Origin of the sequence: Azospirillum fermentarium, from assembly GCF_025961205.1 — a bacterium.
Classification (GTDB): Bacteria; Pseudomonadota; Alphaproteobacteria; order Azospirillales; family Azospirillaceae; genus Azospirillum; species Azospirillum fermentarium.
In genome coordinates this window covers 639,151-653,218 of sequence record NZ_JAOQNH010000001.1, presented here as the reverse complement: position 1 = coordinate 653,218, position 14,068 = coordinate 639,151, and the positions used below count along the sequence as shown (strand labels likewise).

Genomic DNA, 14,068 nt, shown 5'->3' with positions numbered 1-14,068 from the left:
GCCGGCAAACGAAGGTCGAATACGATGCCCGAACAGAAGCTGACCGGCGCGCAGATCATCATCAAGGCCCTGAAGGACCAGGGCGTGGATGTCATCTTCGGCTATCCCGGCGGGGCGGTACTTCCCATCTACGACGCGCTGTTCCAGCAGAACGACCTTCGCCACATCCTGGTGCGCCACGAACAGGCGGCGGTGCATGCGGCCGAGGGTTACGCCCGTTCCACCGGCAAGGTGGGCTGCGTGCTGGTGACCTCCGGCCCCGGTGCGACGAACGCCGTCACCGGCCTGCTGGACGCGCTGTGCGATTCCATTCCGATCGTGTGCCTGTCGGGCCAGGTGCCCACCCACCTGATCGGCAACGACGCTTTCCAGGAAGCCGACACCACCGGCATCACCCGTCCCTGCACCAAGCACAACTATCTGGTGAAGGACGTGAACAACCTGGCCCGCACGCTGCACGAGGCGTTCTATGTGGCCAAGACCGGCCGCCCCGGCCCGGTGGTGGTGGACCTGCCCAAGGACGTGCAGTTCGCCGAGGGCACCTACGTGCCGCCCATGGAGGTGAAGCACAAGACCTACCGCCCGCAGGTCAAGCCCGACATGGCCCGCATCGAAGAGGCCGTCGAGCTGATCGCCAGCGCCAAGCGCCCGATCTTCTACACCGGCGGCGGCGTGGTGAACGCCGGCACCATGGCGTCGAAGCTGCTGACGCAGTTCGTCAAGATGACCGGCTTCCCCATCACCAGCACCCTGATGGGCCTGGGCGCCTTCCCGGCGTCGGAGCCGCAGTGGCTGGGCATGCTGGGCATGCACGGCACGTACGAGGCCAATCTGGCCATGTACAACTGTGACGTCATGATCAACATCGGCGCCCGCTTCGACGACCGCGTGACCGGCAAGATCTCCGCCTTCGCGCCCAACTCGAAGAAGATCCACGTGGACATCGACCCGTCGTCCATCAACAAGAACGTGGTGGTCGATATCCCGATCATCGGCGACTGCGCCCACGCGCTGGAAGACATGATCCGCATCTGGAAGGCCCGCCAGAAGCGCGCCGACCAGGAAGCGCTGAAGCAGTGGTGGACCGAGATCAAGGGGTGGCAGGCGCGCAACTGCCTGAACTACAACCGCACCGAAACGGTCATCAAGCCGCAGTACGCGCTGGAACGCCTGCGCGACGCGCTGAAGGGCAAGGACTTCTACATCACCACCGAGGTGGGGCAGCATCAGATGTGGGCCGCCCAGTTCATGCCGTTCGACCAGCCGAACCGCTGGATGACCTCGGGCGGTCTGGGCACCATGGGCTACGGGCTGCCGGCGGCGATCGGCTGCCAGATCGCCCACCCCGACTCCATCGTCGTGGACATCTCGGGCGAAGCCTCGTTCCTGATGAACATGCAGGAGATCGGCACCGCGGTGCAGTTCCGCGCACCGGTGAAGATCTTCATCCTCAACAACCAGTACATGGGCATGGTGCGCCAGTGGCAGGAGCTGCTGCACGGGTCGCGCTATTCCCAGAGCTATTCCGAGGCGCTGCCGGACTTCGTGAAGCTGGCGGAGGCGTGGGGCTGCGCCGGCCTGCGCGCCACCACCGTGGCCGAGGTGGACGAGGTGATCGAGAAGATGCTGGCCATCAACGACCGCCCGGTCATCGTCGATATCGCCGTGGACCCCAAGGAAAACTGCTTCCCCATGATCCCCGGCGGCAAGGCGCACAACGAAATCCTGCTCGGCCCGGCGGACAACCCGTCGGACGCCACGCCGGAAGACGGGATGGTGCTGGTCTGATCCGGCACACCCCGTTTTCTTGAGCAAACCAACGTCAGCAGGACAAAGGCCCCCGGTTGGCCGGCAGGTTGCGCCGGGGGCCGCTTCGGGAGTTCCGACCGTGGAAGAGAAGATCGAAAAGCACACCATCGCCGTGCTGGTGGACAATGAGCCGGGCGTGCTGGCCCGCGTGATCGGCCTGTTTTCCGGCCGTGGCTACAACATCGAAAGCCTGACCGTGGCCGAGGTGGACGGCGGCGCGCACCTGTCGCGCATCACGCTGGTCACGTCGGGCACCCGCCAGATCGTCGAGCAGATCAAGGCGCAGCTCAGCCGTCTGGTGCCGGTGCACAAGGTGCGCGACCTGACCGACAACGGCCCCCGCGTCGAACGCGAACTGGCGCTGGTCAAGGTGGCCGGCACCGGCGAGAAGCGCATCGAGGCGCTGCGTCTGGCCGACATCTACAAGGCCGACGTGGTGGACGCCACGCTGACCTCGTTCATCTTCGAATTGACCGGCGCCACCGAGCACGTGGACGAGTTCATCGCGCTGATGAGCCAGCTCGGCATGGTGGAAACCAGCCGCACCGGCGTGCTCGCCATGGCCAAGGGGCCGGTCGGCTTCTGATCCCCCGGTCCGTCCGTTCGCCCAAGCCGGTCCTGGTCTTGCGGGATTTCTGCTAGACTGGGGCCGGTGGCAACGCCGGAGCAGGAGCGCCGTCATGAAGATGCTGTCCGTGGAAGAAGCCTCCACCCAACTGGCCGCCCTGGTGGAAGACGCCCGCCGGGGGGAAGAGGTGGTGCTGACCAGCGGCGGGCGCCCGGTGGCGCGGCTGACGCCCGCGGCCATGGACAAGCCATCCCCGGAAGAGGTCCGCGCGTTTCTCACGTCCATGAAAAAAGGGCTGCCGATCGGTGGGCGGGATTGGACGCGGGATGAGCTTTACGAAAGCCGGCTCAAGCCGTGACCATTACGCTCGACACCAACATCCTGGTTTATGCCTATGACAACGGCGCTGGTGAGCGCCACGACATGGCACGGGATCTCGTGGAGCGGGCCTTGGCGCGGGGCAACTGCGTGCTGACCGCTCAGAGTCTTGGTGAATTTTATGTGGCGGTGACGCGCAAAGGCAAAGTCACGGCGGAACAGGCGCACGATGTGGTCGGGATGCTTCGCCGGATGTTCCCGGTGGTGGCTGCTGATGCCGACTGCATCGACGCGGCAATCACGGTGGCGCGAACCCACACGCTGCAATTCTGGGACACGCTCTTGTGGGCGACCGCGGAACGCCACGGCTGCACGCTGCTGCTGAGCGAGGACTTTCAGGACGGGCGGCGGCTCGGCGCAACCCTCATCCTCAATCCGTTCAACGCCGGAAACCGTGTTGTGCTTGACGCGGCCTTGCCGGCGGTGGAGTAATCGGGCCGCCCGCTCCGGCACGAAATTCGATATTACCGAAACCCAAGGAACCATCACCATGCGCGTTTATTACGATCGCGATGCCGACGTCAACCTGATCAAGGGCAAGAAGGTCGTCATCGTCGGCTACGGCAGCCAGGGCCACGCCCACGCTCAGAACCTGCGTGACAGCGGCGTGAAGGACGTGCGCATCGCTCTGCGTCCCGGCTCCGCGACCGTCAAGAAGGCCGAAGCCGCCGGCTTCACCGTCATGGCACCGGCGGAAGCAGCATCCTGGGCCGACGTGGTGATGATCCTCACCCCCGACGAGCTGCAGGCCGACCTGTACCGCGACTCCCTGGCCGCCAACCTGAAGGAAGGTGCGGCGCTGGCCTTCGCCCACGGTCTGAACATCCACTTCAACCTGATCGAGCCGCGTCCCGACCTGGACGTGTTCATGATCGCGCCCAAGGGCCCCGGCCACACCGTGCGCGGCGAATACCAGCGCGGCGGCGGCGTGCCCTGCCTGGTGGCGGTGCACCAGAACGCCTCGGGCAACGCGCTCGACATCGCGCTGTCCTATGCCTCCGCCGTCGGCGGCGGCCGTGCGGGCATCATCGAGACCAGCTTCAAGGAAGAGTGCGAGACCGACCTGTTCGGCGAACAGGCCGTGCTGTGCGGCGGCCTGACCGAGCTGATCAAGGCCGGCTTCGAAACCCTGACCGAGGCCGGCTACGCCCCGGAAATGGCCTACTTCGAATGCCTGCACGAAGTGAAGCTGATCGTCGATCTGATGTACGAGGGCGGCATGGCCAACATGCGCTACTCGATCTCCAACACCGCCGAATACGGTGACTACAAGACCGGCCCGCGCGTCGTGACCGCGGAGACCAAGGCCGAGATGAAGCGCGTGCTGGACGACATCCAGTCGGGCCGCTTCGTCCGCGACTGGATGCTGGAATGCAAGGCCGGCCAGCCGTCGTTCAAGGCCATCCGCCGCATCAACGCCGAGCACCCGATCGAACAGGTCGGCGAAAAGCTGCGCGCCATGATGCCCTGGATCGCCGAGCGCCGTCTGGTGGACAAGGCCAAGAACTGATCCGCATCCGCGGTATCAGCCACGTCGGAACGGTAACGGCGGGCGCCCCGGTCGAAAGACCGGGGCGCCCGTTGTGTTTTTTGCCCTGATCCCGCCCCGTCATGCGTTCCCATGGAATATAAAATCATGCGTGATGTTCTGTGTTTTACTGATGTTTTGATTGTAAAATTCAACAAACATCAATATAAGGTCGTCGTTTTAAATAAAAGATGATCTTTCTCTACAAAAAACATCAAATTGATTATTGATGGAATACGATTATATGGGCGATCTTCATCTCCTGGAACATTTGGTTGCATATGAAAGTATGCAGAGCAAGGGGATTTGACGATGGCAAGCAAAGAATCGTGGCTCGATATTAAAAACAATACCAATCAGGCGTTTACTATTAAAGTTGAGGACGTTGACAGTTATGACTGGGACAAGCAGGACCGGCCCGATGTCAATTTCCAAAATGTGACCATTCAGCCTGGGGATTCGAACAAGCAGCGCGAAGAGTTGAACAAGTGGGCGAATAGCGCAAACTTCAACCTAACCCTGTTTTTCGCGGGTGGTCAAAGCATTACATTCCATGTGGATCAATACGAAATTTATAATGGTGGCGGAAAAAACCCCAAGAATTTGAAGGTCACGGGGAACAACGCCGATCTTTTCACCGTTGAACAGAAGCTCGATACCTCCAGCCACGTCAATCATCTGACGGTCAGCTACACGCCGTACACCGCCGATGGCCATTGCTGGATGAAATCGATCAAGGGGTCGCTTCCGATTTCTGGCTTTACCATTCCCGGCACCTGTTCCAGCGCCGCCTATGTCGATCAGGCCGGCGCCTACAGAAGCCAGAATCGCAACATCCTTGAGCAGTTGAACGAAGGCGTCCGGTATTTCGATCTGGATGCGGTGCAGCGGTACGGCAAGATTTTCATCGTCTACGGCCCGAACGGCGATGTTCGGTCCAAGGGCGCCCTGTTCCGGGAAATCTTCAATACCCTGAGTGATTTCGTCCGGAACAACCCGACCGAAACCGTCATCGTGTCGGCTCATGATGCCAGCCCGGCGGCGGACAACACCGATTTCGGTAAGGTCGCCACCGCGTTCCTGAACGAGTATGGCAGCCGGATCTACCACGGTGATGTCATCCCCACGCTGGACAGCGTGCGGAGCAAGATCGTGATTGTCCGCCGCTTCAAATGGAACAGTGTCTACGGCATCAACATGTTCGATAATTGGCCTGTTGATGGGACCGGAATGATAAAATATAGCGGGACAAATCGTCTTACTCAGAATATCCAAATTCAAAATCACTATACGGCAACACCTTTCAGTCATAAATACTCTGATGTGCAATATCTCTTCGATCTTGCTCTTGATTATCATGGCCCATTCTATTTGAATGTGACCTCGGTAAGTCCGTCAGCGGCAAACAATAATTTGGCAGCCTACGCAGCAAATATGAATCGGGACTTGCTGGCGTACTTCACGAATCTGGAAAAAGGGAAAAATGTCGGCACGGTTCTGGTGAATTTCATCACCGCCAATCTGGCAAAGGAAATGATTAAGAAATCCGCGAAATAACGCGCGGCGCGATTGTCGGTCTGGTATCGGACAGCCGGGAAGGGATAACCCCTTCCCGGCTGTCCGGTCTTGCCGCCGGTGCCGCGCGCCTGCCGGCCGTGCCGTTACTCCGGCAAGGTTTCCGACGTGTGGTCGGCCTTGGGCCGGTCTTCCGACAAGGGCTGGCCGGTGGCCAGGAAATAGACCACCTCGGCGATGTTGGTGGCGTGATCGCCGATGCGTTCCAGGTTCTTGGCGATGAACAGCAGGTGCATGTGGACGGCAAAGCGCTCGGGATGGCTGCCGGCTTCGTGCACCACGCCTTCGCACAGGCTGGTGTAGAGGGTGTCCACGTCGTCGTCGTGGCGCCACACGTCCAGCGCGGTGGCGGCATCGCCGTCCACATAGGCGTTGATGACGGTGGCCAGCCGTTCACGCACCAGCCGGCCCAGCTTGGCCAGCCCGGCGGCGGCGGCGGCATCCCCCTGGGGCCCCAGCGCGCCGGCCCGCTTGGCGATGTTGGCGGCGTAATCGCCCACCCGTTCCAGGTTGCCGGCGATCTTCAGCGCCGCCATCACCTCGCGCAGGTCGTCGGCGACGGGGCCGCGCAGGCACAACAGCCGCATGGCGTCCGCCTCGATGCGCTGCTCGGCGCGGTCCAGCGACCCGTCGTCGCGCACCACCGCCCCGGCCAGGGCGGGGTCGCGCTGGGACAGGCAATCGACGGCGCGGTCGATCTGGATCTCAGCCACGCCGGCCATCTCCACGACGCCGGACCTGAGCTTGGCCAGCGCCTCTTCAAAGGAGGAAACGATGTGAGGGGTAGGGTGCTTCATCGCCGTTCTCCAGCCGGGGACGACGCCCCGCCACATTGATGCCTTGAGACAAAACGGAAAGGGTGGCGATCCTCATCAAAGCCGGGACGCCCACCTCACCTGATGTACCGCGGCATCGGTGCCGGGTGAAATGAAATGAATGTTACAGCAAGACGCGCCGGCCTTGGACGGCATCTTGATTTTGCAGATGCGAAGGGCCACTCCTGTGCGGAACCTCGGCCGGGGCCGCCCGCCCCGCCGCCGCCATTCCCTGCCTGGACGCAACACCGATGATCGAACGCCGTTTTGAACAGGTCATTTTCGCCAGCCGCTGGCTGCTGGCCCCGTTTTATCTGGGGCTGGTGATCGCGCTGGGCATGCTGCTGGTCAAGTTCGCCCAGGAGCTGTTCCACGTCCTTCCCCATGTGCTGGACATGGCGGAAAAGGACATGATCCTGATGATCCTGACGCTGATCGACCTGTCGCTGGCCGGAAACCTGCTGCTGATGGTGATTTTTTCCGGCTATGAGAATTTCGTCTCCAAGATGGACGTGGCCGACCACGTGGACCGCCCCGACTGGATGGGCAAGGTGGACTTCAGCGGGCTGAAGCTGAAGCTGATCGCCTCCATCGTCGCCATTTCCGGTATCCACCTGCTGAAATCCTTCATGAACCTCAAGAACACCCCCCAGGACGAGCTGATGTGGCTGGTGATCATCCACATGACGTTCGTGGTGTCGGGGGTTCTGCTGGCGCTGATGGACCGGCTGAGCGAGGCCGGACACGCCCACAAGACGGCCGCCAAGGACCATTGAACGGGCGGGGCAGGGCGGCGGCTGTGATTTATCAGCCCCGCGTCATCAACTCTGCGCTTGAGTGCGGAGAGACGTTCGTCTATGGAACGGATGGCGGCAAGCGTCACCCGCGGCCCGCCCCCACCGCCCGGATCTTTGCAACCCCATAAAGAGACAATCGGGTCTATGCTTTCCAAACTCCTCGGCATCCTTTCGGCCGACATGGCGATCGACCTGGGCACGGCGAACACGCTCGTGTACGTGAAGGGCCGCGGCATCGTGCTGAACGAACCCTCCGTGGTTGCCATCGCCAACGTGCGCGGCAAGAAGCAGGTGCTGGCCGTCGGTGACGAGGCCAAGATGATGCTGGGCCGCACGCCCGGCAACATCCAGGCCATCCGCCCCTTGCGCGACGGCGTGATCGCCGACTTCGAGGTGGCGGAGGAGATGATCAAGCATTTCATCCGCAAGGTTCACAACCGCCGCAGCTTCGCCAGCCCGCAGGTGATCATCTGCGTGCCCTCCGGCTCCACCGCCGTCGAGCGCCGCGCGATCCAGGAATCGGCGGAGGCCGCGGGCGCCCGCCGGGTCTTCCTGATCGAGGAACCCATGGCGGCGGCCATCGGCGCCGGTCTGCCGGTGACCGAGCCCACCGGGTCCATGGTGGTCGATATCGGCGGCGGCACCACCGAGGTGGCGGTCCTGTCGCTGGGCGGCATCGTCTATTCCCGCTCGGTGCGGGTCGGCGGCGACAAGATGGACGAGGCCATCATCGGCTACATCCGCCGCACCCACAACCTGCTGGTCGGCGAAGGTTCCGCCGAGCGGATCAAGAAGGAAATCGGCTCCGCCTGCCCGCCGGAAGACGGGGAGGGCCGCATCCTGGAGATCAAGGGCCGCGACCTGATGAACGGCGTGCCCAAGGAGCTGATCATCTCCGAACGCCAGATCGCCGAGTCCCTGGCCGAACCCGTGTCGGCCATCGTCGAAGCGGTCAAGGTGGCGCTGGAGCACACCGCCCCCGAACTGGCCGCCGACATCGTGGACAAGGGCATCGTGCTGACCGGCGGCGGCGCGCTGCTGGGCAACCTGGATTTCGTGCTGCGCCATGCCACCGGCCTGCCGGTGTCCATCGCCGACGACCCGCTGTCGTGCGTGGCGCTCGGCACCGGCCGGGCGCTTGAGGAGATGAAGACCCTGCGCAACGTTCTGGTCAGCGCCTATTAATCTGGTGTAAACAGTATCGGAATCGTGTCCCCACTTCTCTTTCCCGCGCCGCGAGGCGGGGGGCCGCTGGTGTTCCTGCACGGGATGTTCCTGTGAAGTCACGAACCTCCGGATCCGTTGTCCGTCTGGCCGCCCCGTTGCGAGCCCTGGCGCAGCGTTTCACGTTCCTGCTTCTGGCGCTTGCCTCCGTCGCCCTGATGATGGTGGGCAAGGTGGAGGCGCCGGTGGTGGACGATGTGCGTGCACGGGTGACCGATGCTTTCGCACCCATCCTCGACGCCCTGTCCCGCCCGGCGGCCACCGCCGCGCGGGTGGTGGAGGCGGTGGCCGACCACCAGAACGTCTACGAGGAAAACCAGCGGCTGAAGGCGGAGAACGCCCGGTTGATGCAATGGCATCAGGCGGCCCTGCGGCTGGAGGCGGAGAACGCCAGCCTGCACGCGCTGCTGCGCTTCACCCCCGAACCGCCGGCCTCGGCCATCACCGCCCGCGTCATCGCCGCCCCCGGCGGCTCGTTCTACCGCACCGTGGTGGTCACCGCCGGCCGCCGCGACGGGGTGAAGAAGGGGCAGGCCGCGGTGGCCGGCAACGGCATGGTGGGCCGGGTGGTGGAGGTGGGCGAGTGGTCGTCCCGCGTGCTGCTCATCACCGACCTCAACGCCCGCATCCCGGTCACGCTGGAACAGTCGCGCCAGCGCGCCGTGCTGGCCGGCGACAATTCCGACCAGCCCAAGCTTTTGTACCTGCCGCCGGAAGCGCCGGTGACGGTGGGCGAGCGGGTGGTCACCTCCGGCCACGGCGGGGTGTTTCCCGCCGGCATCCCCATCGGGGTGGTGGCGTCCTCGGGCGAGCGGGGGGTGAAGGTGCAGCCCCTGGCCGACCTGTCGCGGGTGGAACACCTGCGGCTGATCGACTATGGCACCGGCGGCCCGCTGGGCGAGGGTGACGCCGCCCCGCGCGAGAGCAAATGACCCTGACCTTCTGGCAGCGCATCGACAAGGCCGGACGGAATCTCACCCCCTTTGCCATCACCGTCATGCTGGGGCTGCTGGGCATGGTGCCGCTGCGCCTGCCGTCGTTCGCCGAGGTGGCGCCGTCGCTGACGCTGATGGCCGTTTATTACTGGTCGATCCACCGCCCCGACCTGCTGCGGCCCAGTGCGGTGTTCGCCATCGGGGTGCTGCAGGATCTGCTGTCGGGGGCGCCCCTGGGGCTGCACGGGCTGATCCTGGTGCTGGTGCAGGGAACGGTGCTGAGCCAGCGCCGCTTCTTCCTGGCCAGCACCTTCCTGCTGATGTGGGTGGGGTTCGCCATGGTGGTGTTCGGGGCCGCGTTCACCGAATGGCTGGTGTTCTGCGCGCTCAACACCACATTGATGCCGTTTCGGGCATTGTTCTTTCAGGCCCTGCTGACCCTGGCGGTGTTTCCGCTGTTCGCCTGGGTGTTCATCCGCATTCACAGGGCGTTTCTGCAAGGGTAGGGCACAGTCATGATCCCCGGCGACCGCGATACGGACCGTTACCGTCTGCTCACCCGCCGGATGCTGGTCCTGGGGGGGATGAAGCTGGGGCTGCTGTCCACGCTGGCGGGGCGGCTCTATTATCTTCAGGTGGTGGAATCCCAGAAATACACCATGCAGGCGGAAGAGAACCGCATCAGCCTGCGGCTGGTGGCGCCGTCGCGCGGCCCCATCGTGGACCGTTTCGGCGTGCCGCTGGCGGTGAACCAGCAGAACTACCGCGTGGTGCTGGTGGCCGAACGGTCGCGGAACCTGAACGACACGCTGGACAAGATCTCCCAGATCGTGCCGCTGACCGACGCCGACCGGCGGCGCGTGATGCGCGAGATCCACCGCAAGCGCCGCTTCGTCCCCGTCACCGTGCGCGAGAACCTGACCTGGGAGCAGGTCGCCACCATCGAGATCAACACCCCCGATCTGCCCGGTGTCGCCATCGAGGTGGGCGAAAGCCGCCTGTACCCCGAGGCCGACGCCACCGCCCACATCCTGGGCTATGTGGGGGCGGTGTCGGAAGCCGAACTGGCCCACGGCGACCCGGTGCTGTCGCTGCCGGGATTCCGCATCGGCAAGAGCGGGATGGAGAAGTATCACGAAAAGGCCCTGCGCGGCGTCGCCGGCACCAGCCAGCTGGAGGTCAACGCCGTGGGCCGCGTGATCCGCGAGTTGTCCCGCGACGAGGGGCAGCCGGGCCGCGAGGTGCAGCTCACCCTGGACATCGGCCTGCAGCGCTTCGTCCAGCACCGCCTGTCGGAGGAGAAGAGCGCGGCGTGCGTGGTGATGGACGTCAACACCGGCGGCATCTATGCCCTGTGCTCCCACCCGTCCTACGACCCCAACCAGTTCGCCACCGGCATCAGCGCGGAATTGTGGGAGGATCTGCTGTCCAACCCCACCACGCCCCTGTCCAACAAGGCGGTGGCGGGGCAGTACGCGCCGGGATCGACCTACAAGATGGTGGTGGCGCTGGCGGCCCTGGAGTCGGGCCTGATCAACAGCCGCCACACCGTGTTCTGCCCCGGCTACATGGATCTGGGCGACCACCGCTTCCATTGCTGGAAGAAGGGGGGGCACGGCACGCTGGACGTGGTGGGGGCGCTGCGCCATTCCTGCGACACCTACTTCTACGATCTGGCCCGGCGGCTGGGGCCGGACCGCATCGCCGAAATCGCCAACCGCTTCGGGCTGGGCAAGTCGCTGGGCCTGGACCTGCCCCACGAGCGCCCCGGCCTGATCCCCACCCGCGAATGGAAGCAGGCGGCCTTGGGCGCCTCCTGGCAGCAGGGGGAAACGCTGGTGGCCTCCATCGGCCAGGGCTATGTGCTGACGACGCCGCTGCAATTGGCGGTGATGACGGCCCGGCTGGCCAACGGCGGCTACAGCGTCAAGCCGCACCTGACCAAGCAGATCAAGGGGATGGCGACGGAGCAGACGAGCTGGCCGCCGGTGGGGGTGAAGAAGGAGAACCTGGATCTGGTCCTGCGCGGCATGGCCGAGGTGGTCAACAACCCCATCGGCACCGCCTACAAGGCCCGCATCATGGAGCCGGGGTTCGAGATGGCCGGCAAGACCGGCACCGCCCAGGTCCGCCGCATCACCATGGCCGAGCGCAGCACCGGCGTGAAGAAGAACGAGGATCTGCCGTGGCGGGAGCGCGACCACGCGCTGTTCGTCGCCTATGCCCCGCTGCACGCGCCGCGCTACGCCTGTTCGGTGCTGGTGGAGCATGGCGGCGGCGGCTCGACCGTGGCCGGCCCCATCGCCCGCGACATCCTGCTGGAATGCCAGAAGCGCGACCCCGGCCGCGCCACTGTCGCCAACATCCCCGCACCCGGTGGTGTGCAGCGGGGCGGCTGAACCCGCGTGGGTGGAAAAGGCGGGCCGGGCCGAAAAAAATTCACGGCCACGTCATTTTCCTATCGACAGCCCGATCCGGCTCCATTATACACCCCTCCACCGGACGGGGCGGCGAAACAAGCCGAAACGAACGGTGAAAAAAGTGGGTGCATAGCTCAGTTGGTAGAGCAGCTGACTCTTAATCAGCGGGCCCAAGGTTCGAGTCCTTGTGCACCCACCACTCTAAGGCCCTGGAAGCTTACCGCTTCCGGGGCCTTTCCCTTTTCGGGCCCGGGGCTTTGCTTGGGTGTTCGCCGCCCACCCCTTGGTGCGGGGCCGCTATTCCGCGGCCCGCTTGGCGAGCGGCATAGGCCGCATCTTGGAAAACTGGCTTTCGGTCATTTCGCCCGTGGTCATGGCCTGTCTCCCCGGTTGGCGTTATCGTGTCTGGCGGACGTAGAACGCGGCCTCTCTATCCGCGGCCTCCTGCCGTACCGCTTTCCCGCTGCCCTCCGCCTGTTTTCCTGATATGTTCTCATTTGCTCCCGGAACCGTCAGGATGATTCCATGGCCGCCGTACCCCCCGACCGTCTGGCCGCCCTCAACGCCGGCACCGCCGAGGCGCGCACGCTGGCCGAATGTCTGGCGGTGGATCAGGCGGCGCTGGCCCGCGTGGTGACCGGGGACGAGACCGTCGTCCGCACCGCGGCGGACGCCAAGGCGCTGGGCATCAGCCGGCAGATGGCGGCGGTGGGGGCGGTTCTGGCCGCGTCGGTGCCCGCCGACGCGCTGGAACGGCTGGCCGCCCATCCGTCCGACACCGTGCGCGGCTGGGCGGCCTTCGCCGTCGGGCAGGCGGGGGAGGTGCCGCTGGAGCGGCGGCTGGCGGCCCAGCGGCGCTTTGCCGCCGATCCCCATTTCGGCGTGCGGGAATGGGCGTGGCTGGCGGTGCGGCCCTTTGTGCTGCAGGACATCGGTGCGGCCATCGCTGCCCTGGTGCCGTGGACCGCTGATCCCGACGCCAACATCCGCCGCTTCGCGGTGGAAGCCACCCGGCCCCGCGGCGTGTGGTGCGGGCATTGCGCCGCGTTGAAGCGCGACCCGTCGCCCGGTCTGGTGCTGCTGGCGCCGCTGCGGGCCGATCCGGCGCGCTATGTGCAGGATTCCGTCGCCAACTGGCTGAACGATGCGGCCAAGACCGCCCCCGATTGGGTGCGGGCCGTGTGCGCCGGCTGGGACGGTGCCGGCAACCCCGCCACCGCCCGCATCATCCAAAGGGCGATGCGTTCCCTGTCCAAAGGGTAGCGGCCTCCCCACATTTTGCGTCATTCCTCGGGCCGGTGGCGTGGGGGTAAGCTTGGGGGCGTGATGTTCTCACCACCGGAGGCACGCCCATGACCGATACCAGCAGCCCCCTGGCTCCCGCCGCCGGATCCGATGCACCCCGGACCGTTGCGGGGATTCGGCGGCTGGTGTGGCTGGCGTTGCGGCTGGCGTGGCACGGGCGGGCGCTGTGGCACCGCATCGCCCGGCCCCTGACCATGGGGGTGCGCGCCGTCATCCTGGACGGGCCGGAGGACGCGCGGCGCATCCTGCTGATCCGCCACAGCTACATCGGTGGCTGGCATCTGCCCGGCGGTGGGGTGAACCGCGGCGAGACCGTGGCGGATGCCGTGCGGCGCGAGGTGCGGGAGGAGGTGGGGCTGAGCGTGGACGGCCCCGTCCGTCTGCTGGGTGTCTATGCCCGTTTCGCCGCCGGGGCCAGCGACCATGTGAGCGTGTTCGTGGCCGAGGGATGGAGCGGAACCCTCGCCGCCGACGGGGTGGAAATCGTCGAGGCGCGCTTCTTCCCCCTGGCCGCCCTGCCGGCGGACGTCACGCGGGGAACCCGCCGCCGGCTTGGCGAACTGGCGGGTGCACCGCGGGCGGAGGAGTGGTAGGGATGTTGAAACCCGGCGGTTTGTTGCTTTTTGCCACTGCGAAACACAAACCGCCCTTTGGCCTGTTGACATAGGCCGAAAGGGAACGACAGTTAGAGAACCATCTGTTCACCCGTGCCAC

Annotated in this window: 14 protein-coding genes and 1 tRNA gene; 14 read left to right on the top strand and 1 reads right to left on the bottom strand. The window is 65.0% G+C overall.

Annotated features, from left to right (window positions below; translation table 11 throughout):
* The first annotated feature begins 24 nt into the window (after positions 1-24).
* The 6 genes from M2352_RS03150 to M2352_RS03125 all read left to right on the top strand — a co-directional run bounded on the left by M2352_RS03150 (position 25) and on the right by M2352_RS03125 (position 5,840).
* On the top strand, positions 25-1,788 hold the full coding sequence (locus M2352_RS03150; RefSeq protein WP_264663055.1) for an acetolactate synthase 3 large subunit: 1,764 nt from the start codon (positions 25-27) through the stop codon (positions 1,786-1,788).
* A gap of 100 nt (positions 1,789-1,888) precedes the next feature.
* Positions 1,889-2,395 carry an acetolactate synthase small subunit gene (gene ilvN, locus M2352_RS03145; protein ID WP_264663054.1) on the top strand — a complete coding sequence of 169 codons (507 nt, stop codon included), beginning with the start codon at positions 1,889-1,891 and terminating at the stop codon, positions 2,393-2,395.
* 94 nt (positions 2,396-2,489) lie between these two features.
* Positions 2,490-2,735 (top strand): type II toxin-antitoxin system Phd/YefM family antitoxin, encoded by a 246-nt coding sequence (locus tag M2352_RS03140; protein ID WP_264663053.1) that lies wholly within the window; start codon positions 2,490-2,492, stop codon positions 2,733-2,735.
* A complete protein-coding gene (locus M2352_RS03135; RefSeq protein ID WP_264663052.1) occupies positions 2,732-3,187 on the top strand; it encodes a PIN domain-containing protein in 456 nt (151 codons plus the stop codon). The genes M2352_RS03140 and M2352_RS03135 overlap by 4 nt, the downstream gene beginning before the upstream one ends.
* Before the next feature lie 58 nt (positions 3,188-3,245).
* Positions 3,246-4,265 carry a ketol-acid reductoisomerase gene (gene ilvC, locus M2352_RS03130; RefSeq protein ID WP_264663051.1) on the top strand — a complete coding sequence of 340 codons (1,020 nt, stop codon included), beginning with the start codon at positions 3,246-3,248 and terminating at the stop codon, positions 4,263-4,265.
* 330 nt (positions 4,266-4,595) lie between these two features.
* Complete coding sequence (locus M2352_RS03125; RefSeq protein ID WP_264663050.1) at positions 4,596-5,840, top strand: phosphatidylinositol-specific phospholipase C domain-containing protein; 1,245 nt, start codon at positions 4,596-4,598, stop codon at positions 5,838-5,840.
* 104 nt (positions 5,841-5,944) lie between these two features.
* Here M2352_RS03125 and phoU read toward each other — a convergent pair whose 3' ends face one another.
* Positions 5,945-6,655, bottom strand: coding sequence for a phosphate signaling complex protein PhoU (gene phoU / locus M2352_RS03120; protein WP_264663049.1), 711 nt, complete (start codon positions 6,653-6,655; stop codon positions 5,945-5,947).
* A gap of 269 nt (positions 6,656-6,924) precedes the next feature.
* Between phoU and M2352_RS03115 the strand changes: the two genes are divergently transcribed.
* From M2352_RS03115 to M2352_RS03080, 8 genes are all read left to right on the top strand, one after another.
* Positions 6,925-7,449: a TIGR00645 family protein gene (locus tag M2352_RS03115; protein ID WP_264663048.1), complete on the top strand. Its 525-nt coding sequence runs from the start codon at positions 6,925-6,927 to the stop codon at positions 7,447-7,449.
* Positions 7,450-7,614: 165 nt separating this feature from the next.
* The gene (locus M2352_RS03110) at positions 7,615-8,655 is read left to right on the top strand and encodes a rod shape-determining protein (RefSeq protein ID WP_264663047.1); all 1,041 of its coding nucleotides are present in this window, start codon (positions 7,615-7,617) and stop codon (positions 8,653-8,655) included.
* A 92-nt stretch (positions 8,656-8,747) separates the two neighbouring features.
* The gene (gene mreC, locus M2352_RS03105) at positions 8,748-9,626 is read left to right on the top strand and encodes a rod shape-determining protein MreC (RefSeq protein WP_264663046.1); all 879 of its coding nucleotides are present in this window, start codon (positions 8,748-8,750) and stop codon (positions 9,624-9,626) included.
* Positions 9,623-10,135, top strand: coding sequence for a rod shape-determining protein MreD (gene mreD, locus M2352_RS03100; RefSeq protein WP_264663045.1), 513 nt, complete (start codon positions 9,623-9,625; stop codon positions 10,133-10,135). Before mreC ends, mreD begins: the two co-directional genes overlap by 4 nt.
* 9 nt (positions 10,136-10,144) lie before the next feature.
* The gene (mrdA, locus tag M2352_RS03095) at positions 10,145-12,028 is read left to right on the top strand and encodes a penicillin-binding protein 2 (protein ID WP_264663044.1); all 1,884 of its coding nucleotides are present in this window, start codon (positions 10,145-10,147) and stop codon (positions 12,026-12,028) included.
* A gap of 144 nt (positions 12,029-12,172) precedes the next feature.
* Positions 12,173-12,248, top strand: a tRNA-Lys gene (locus tag M2352_RS03090).
* Positions 12,249-12,574: 326 nt separating this feature from the next.
* Positions 12,575-13,312, top strand: a complete 738-nt coding sequence (locus M2352_RS03085) for a DNA alkylation repair protein (RefSeq protein ID WP_264663043.1) — start codon at positions 12,575-12,577, stop codon at positions 13,310-13,312.
* Between the two features lie 89 nt (positions 13,313-13,401).
* Positions 13,402-13,947: an NUDIX domain-containing protein gene (locus tag M2352_RS03080; protein ID WP_264663042.1), complete on the top strand. Its 546-nt coding sequence runs from the start codon at positions 13,402-13,404 to the stop codon at positions 13,945-13,947.
* Positions 13,948-14,068: the final 121 nt, after the last annotated feature.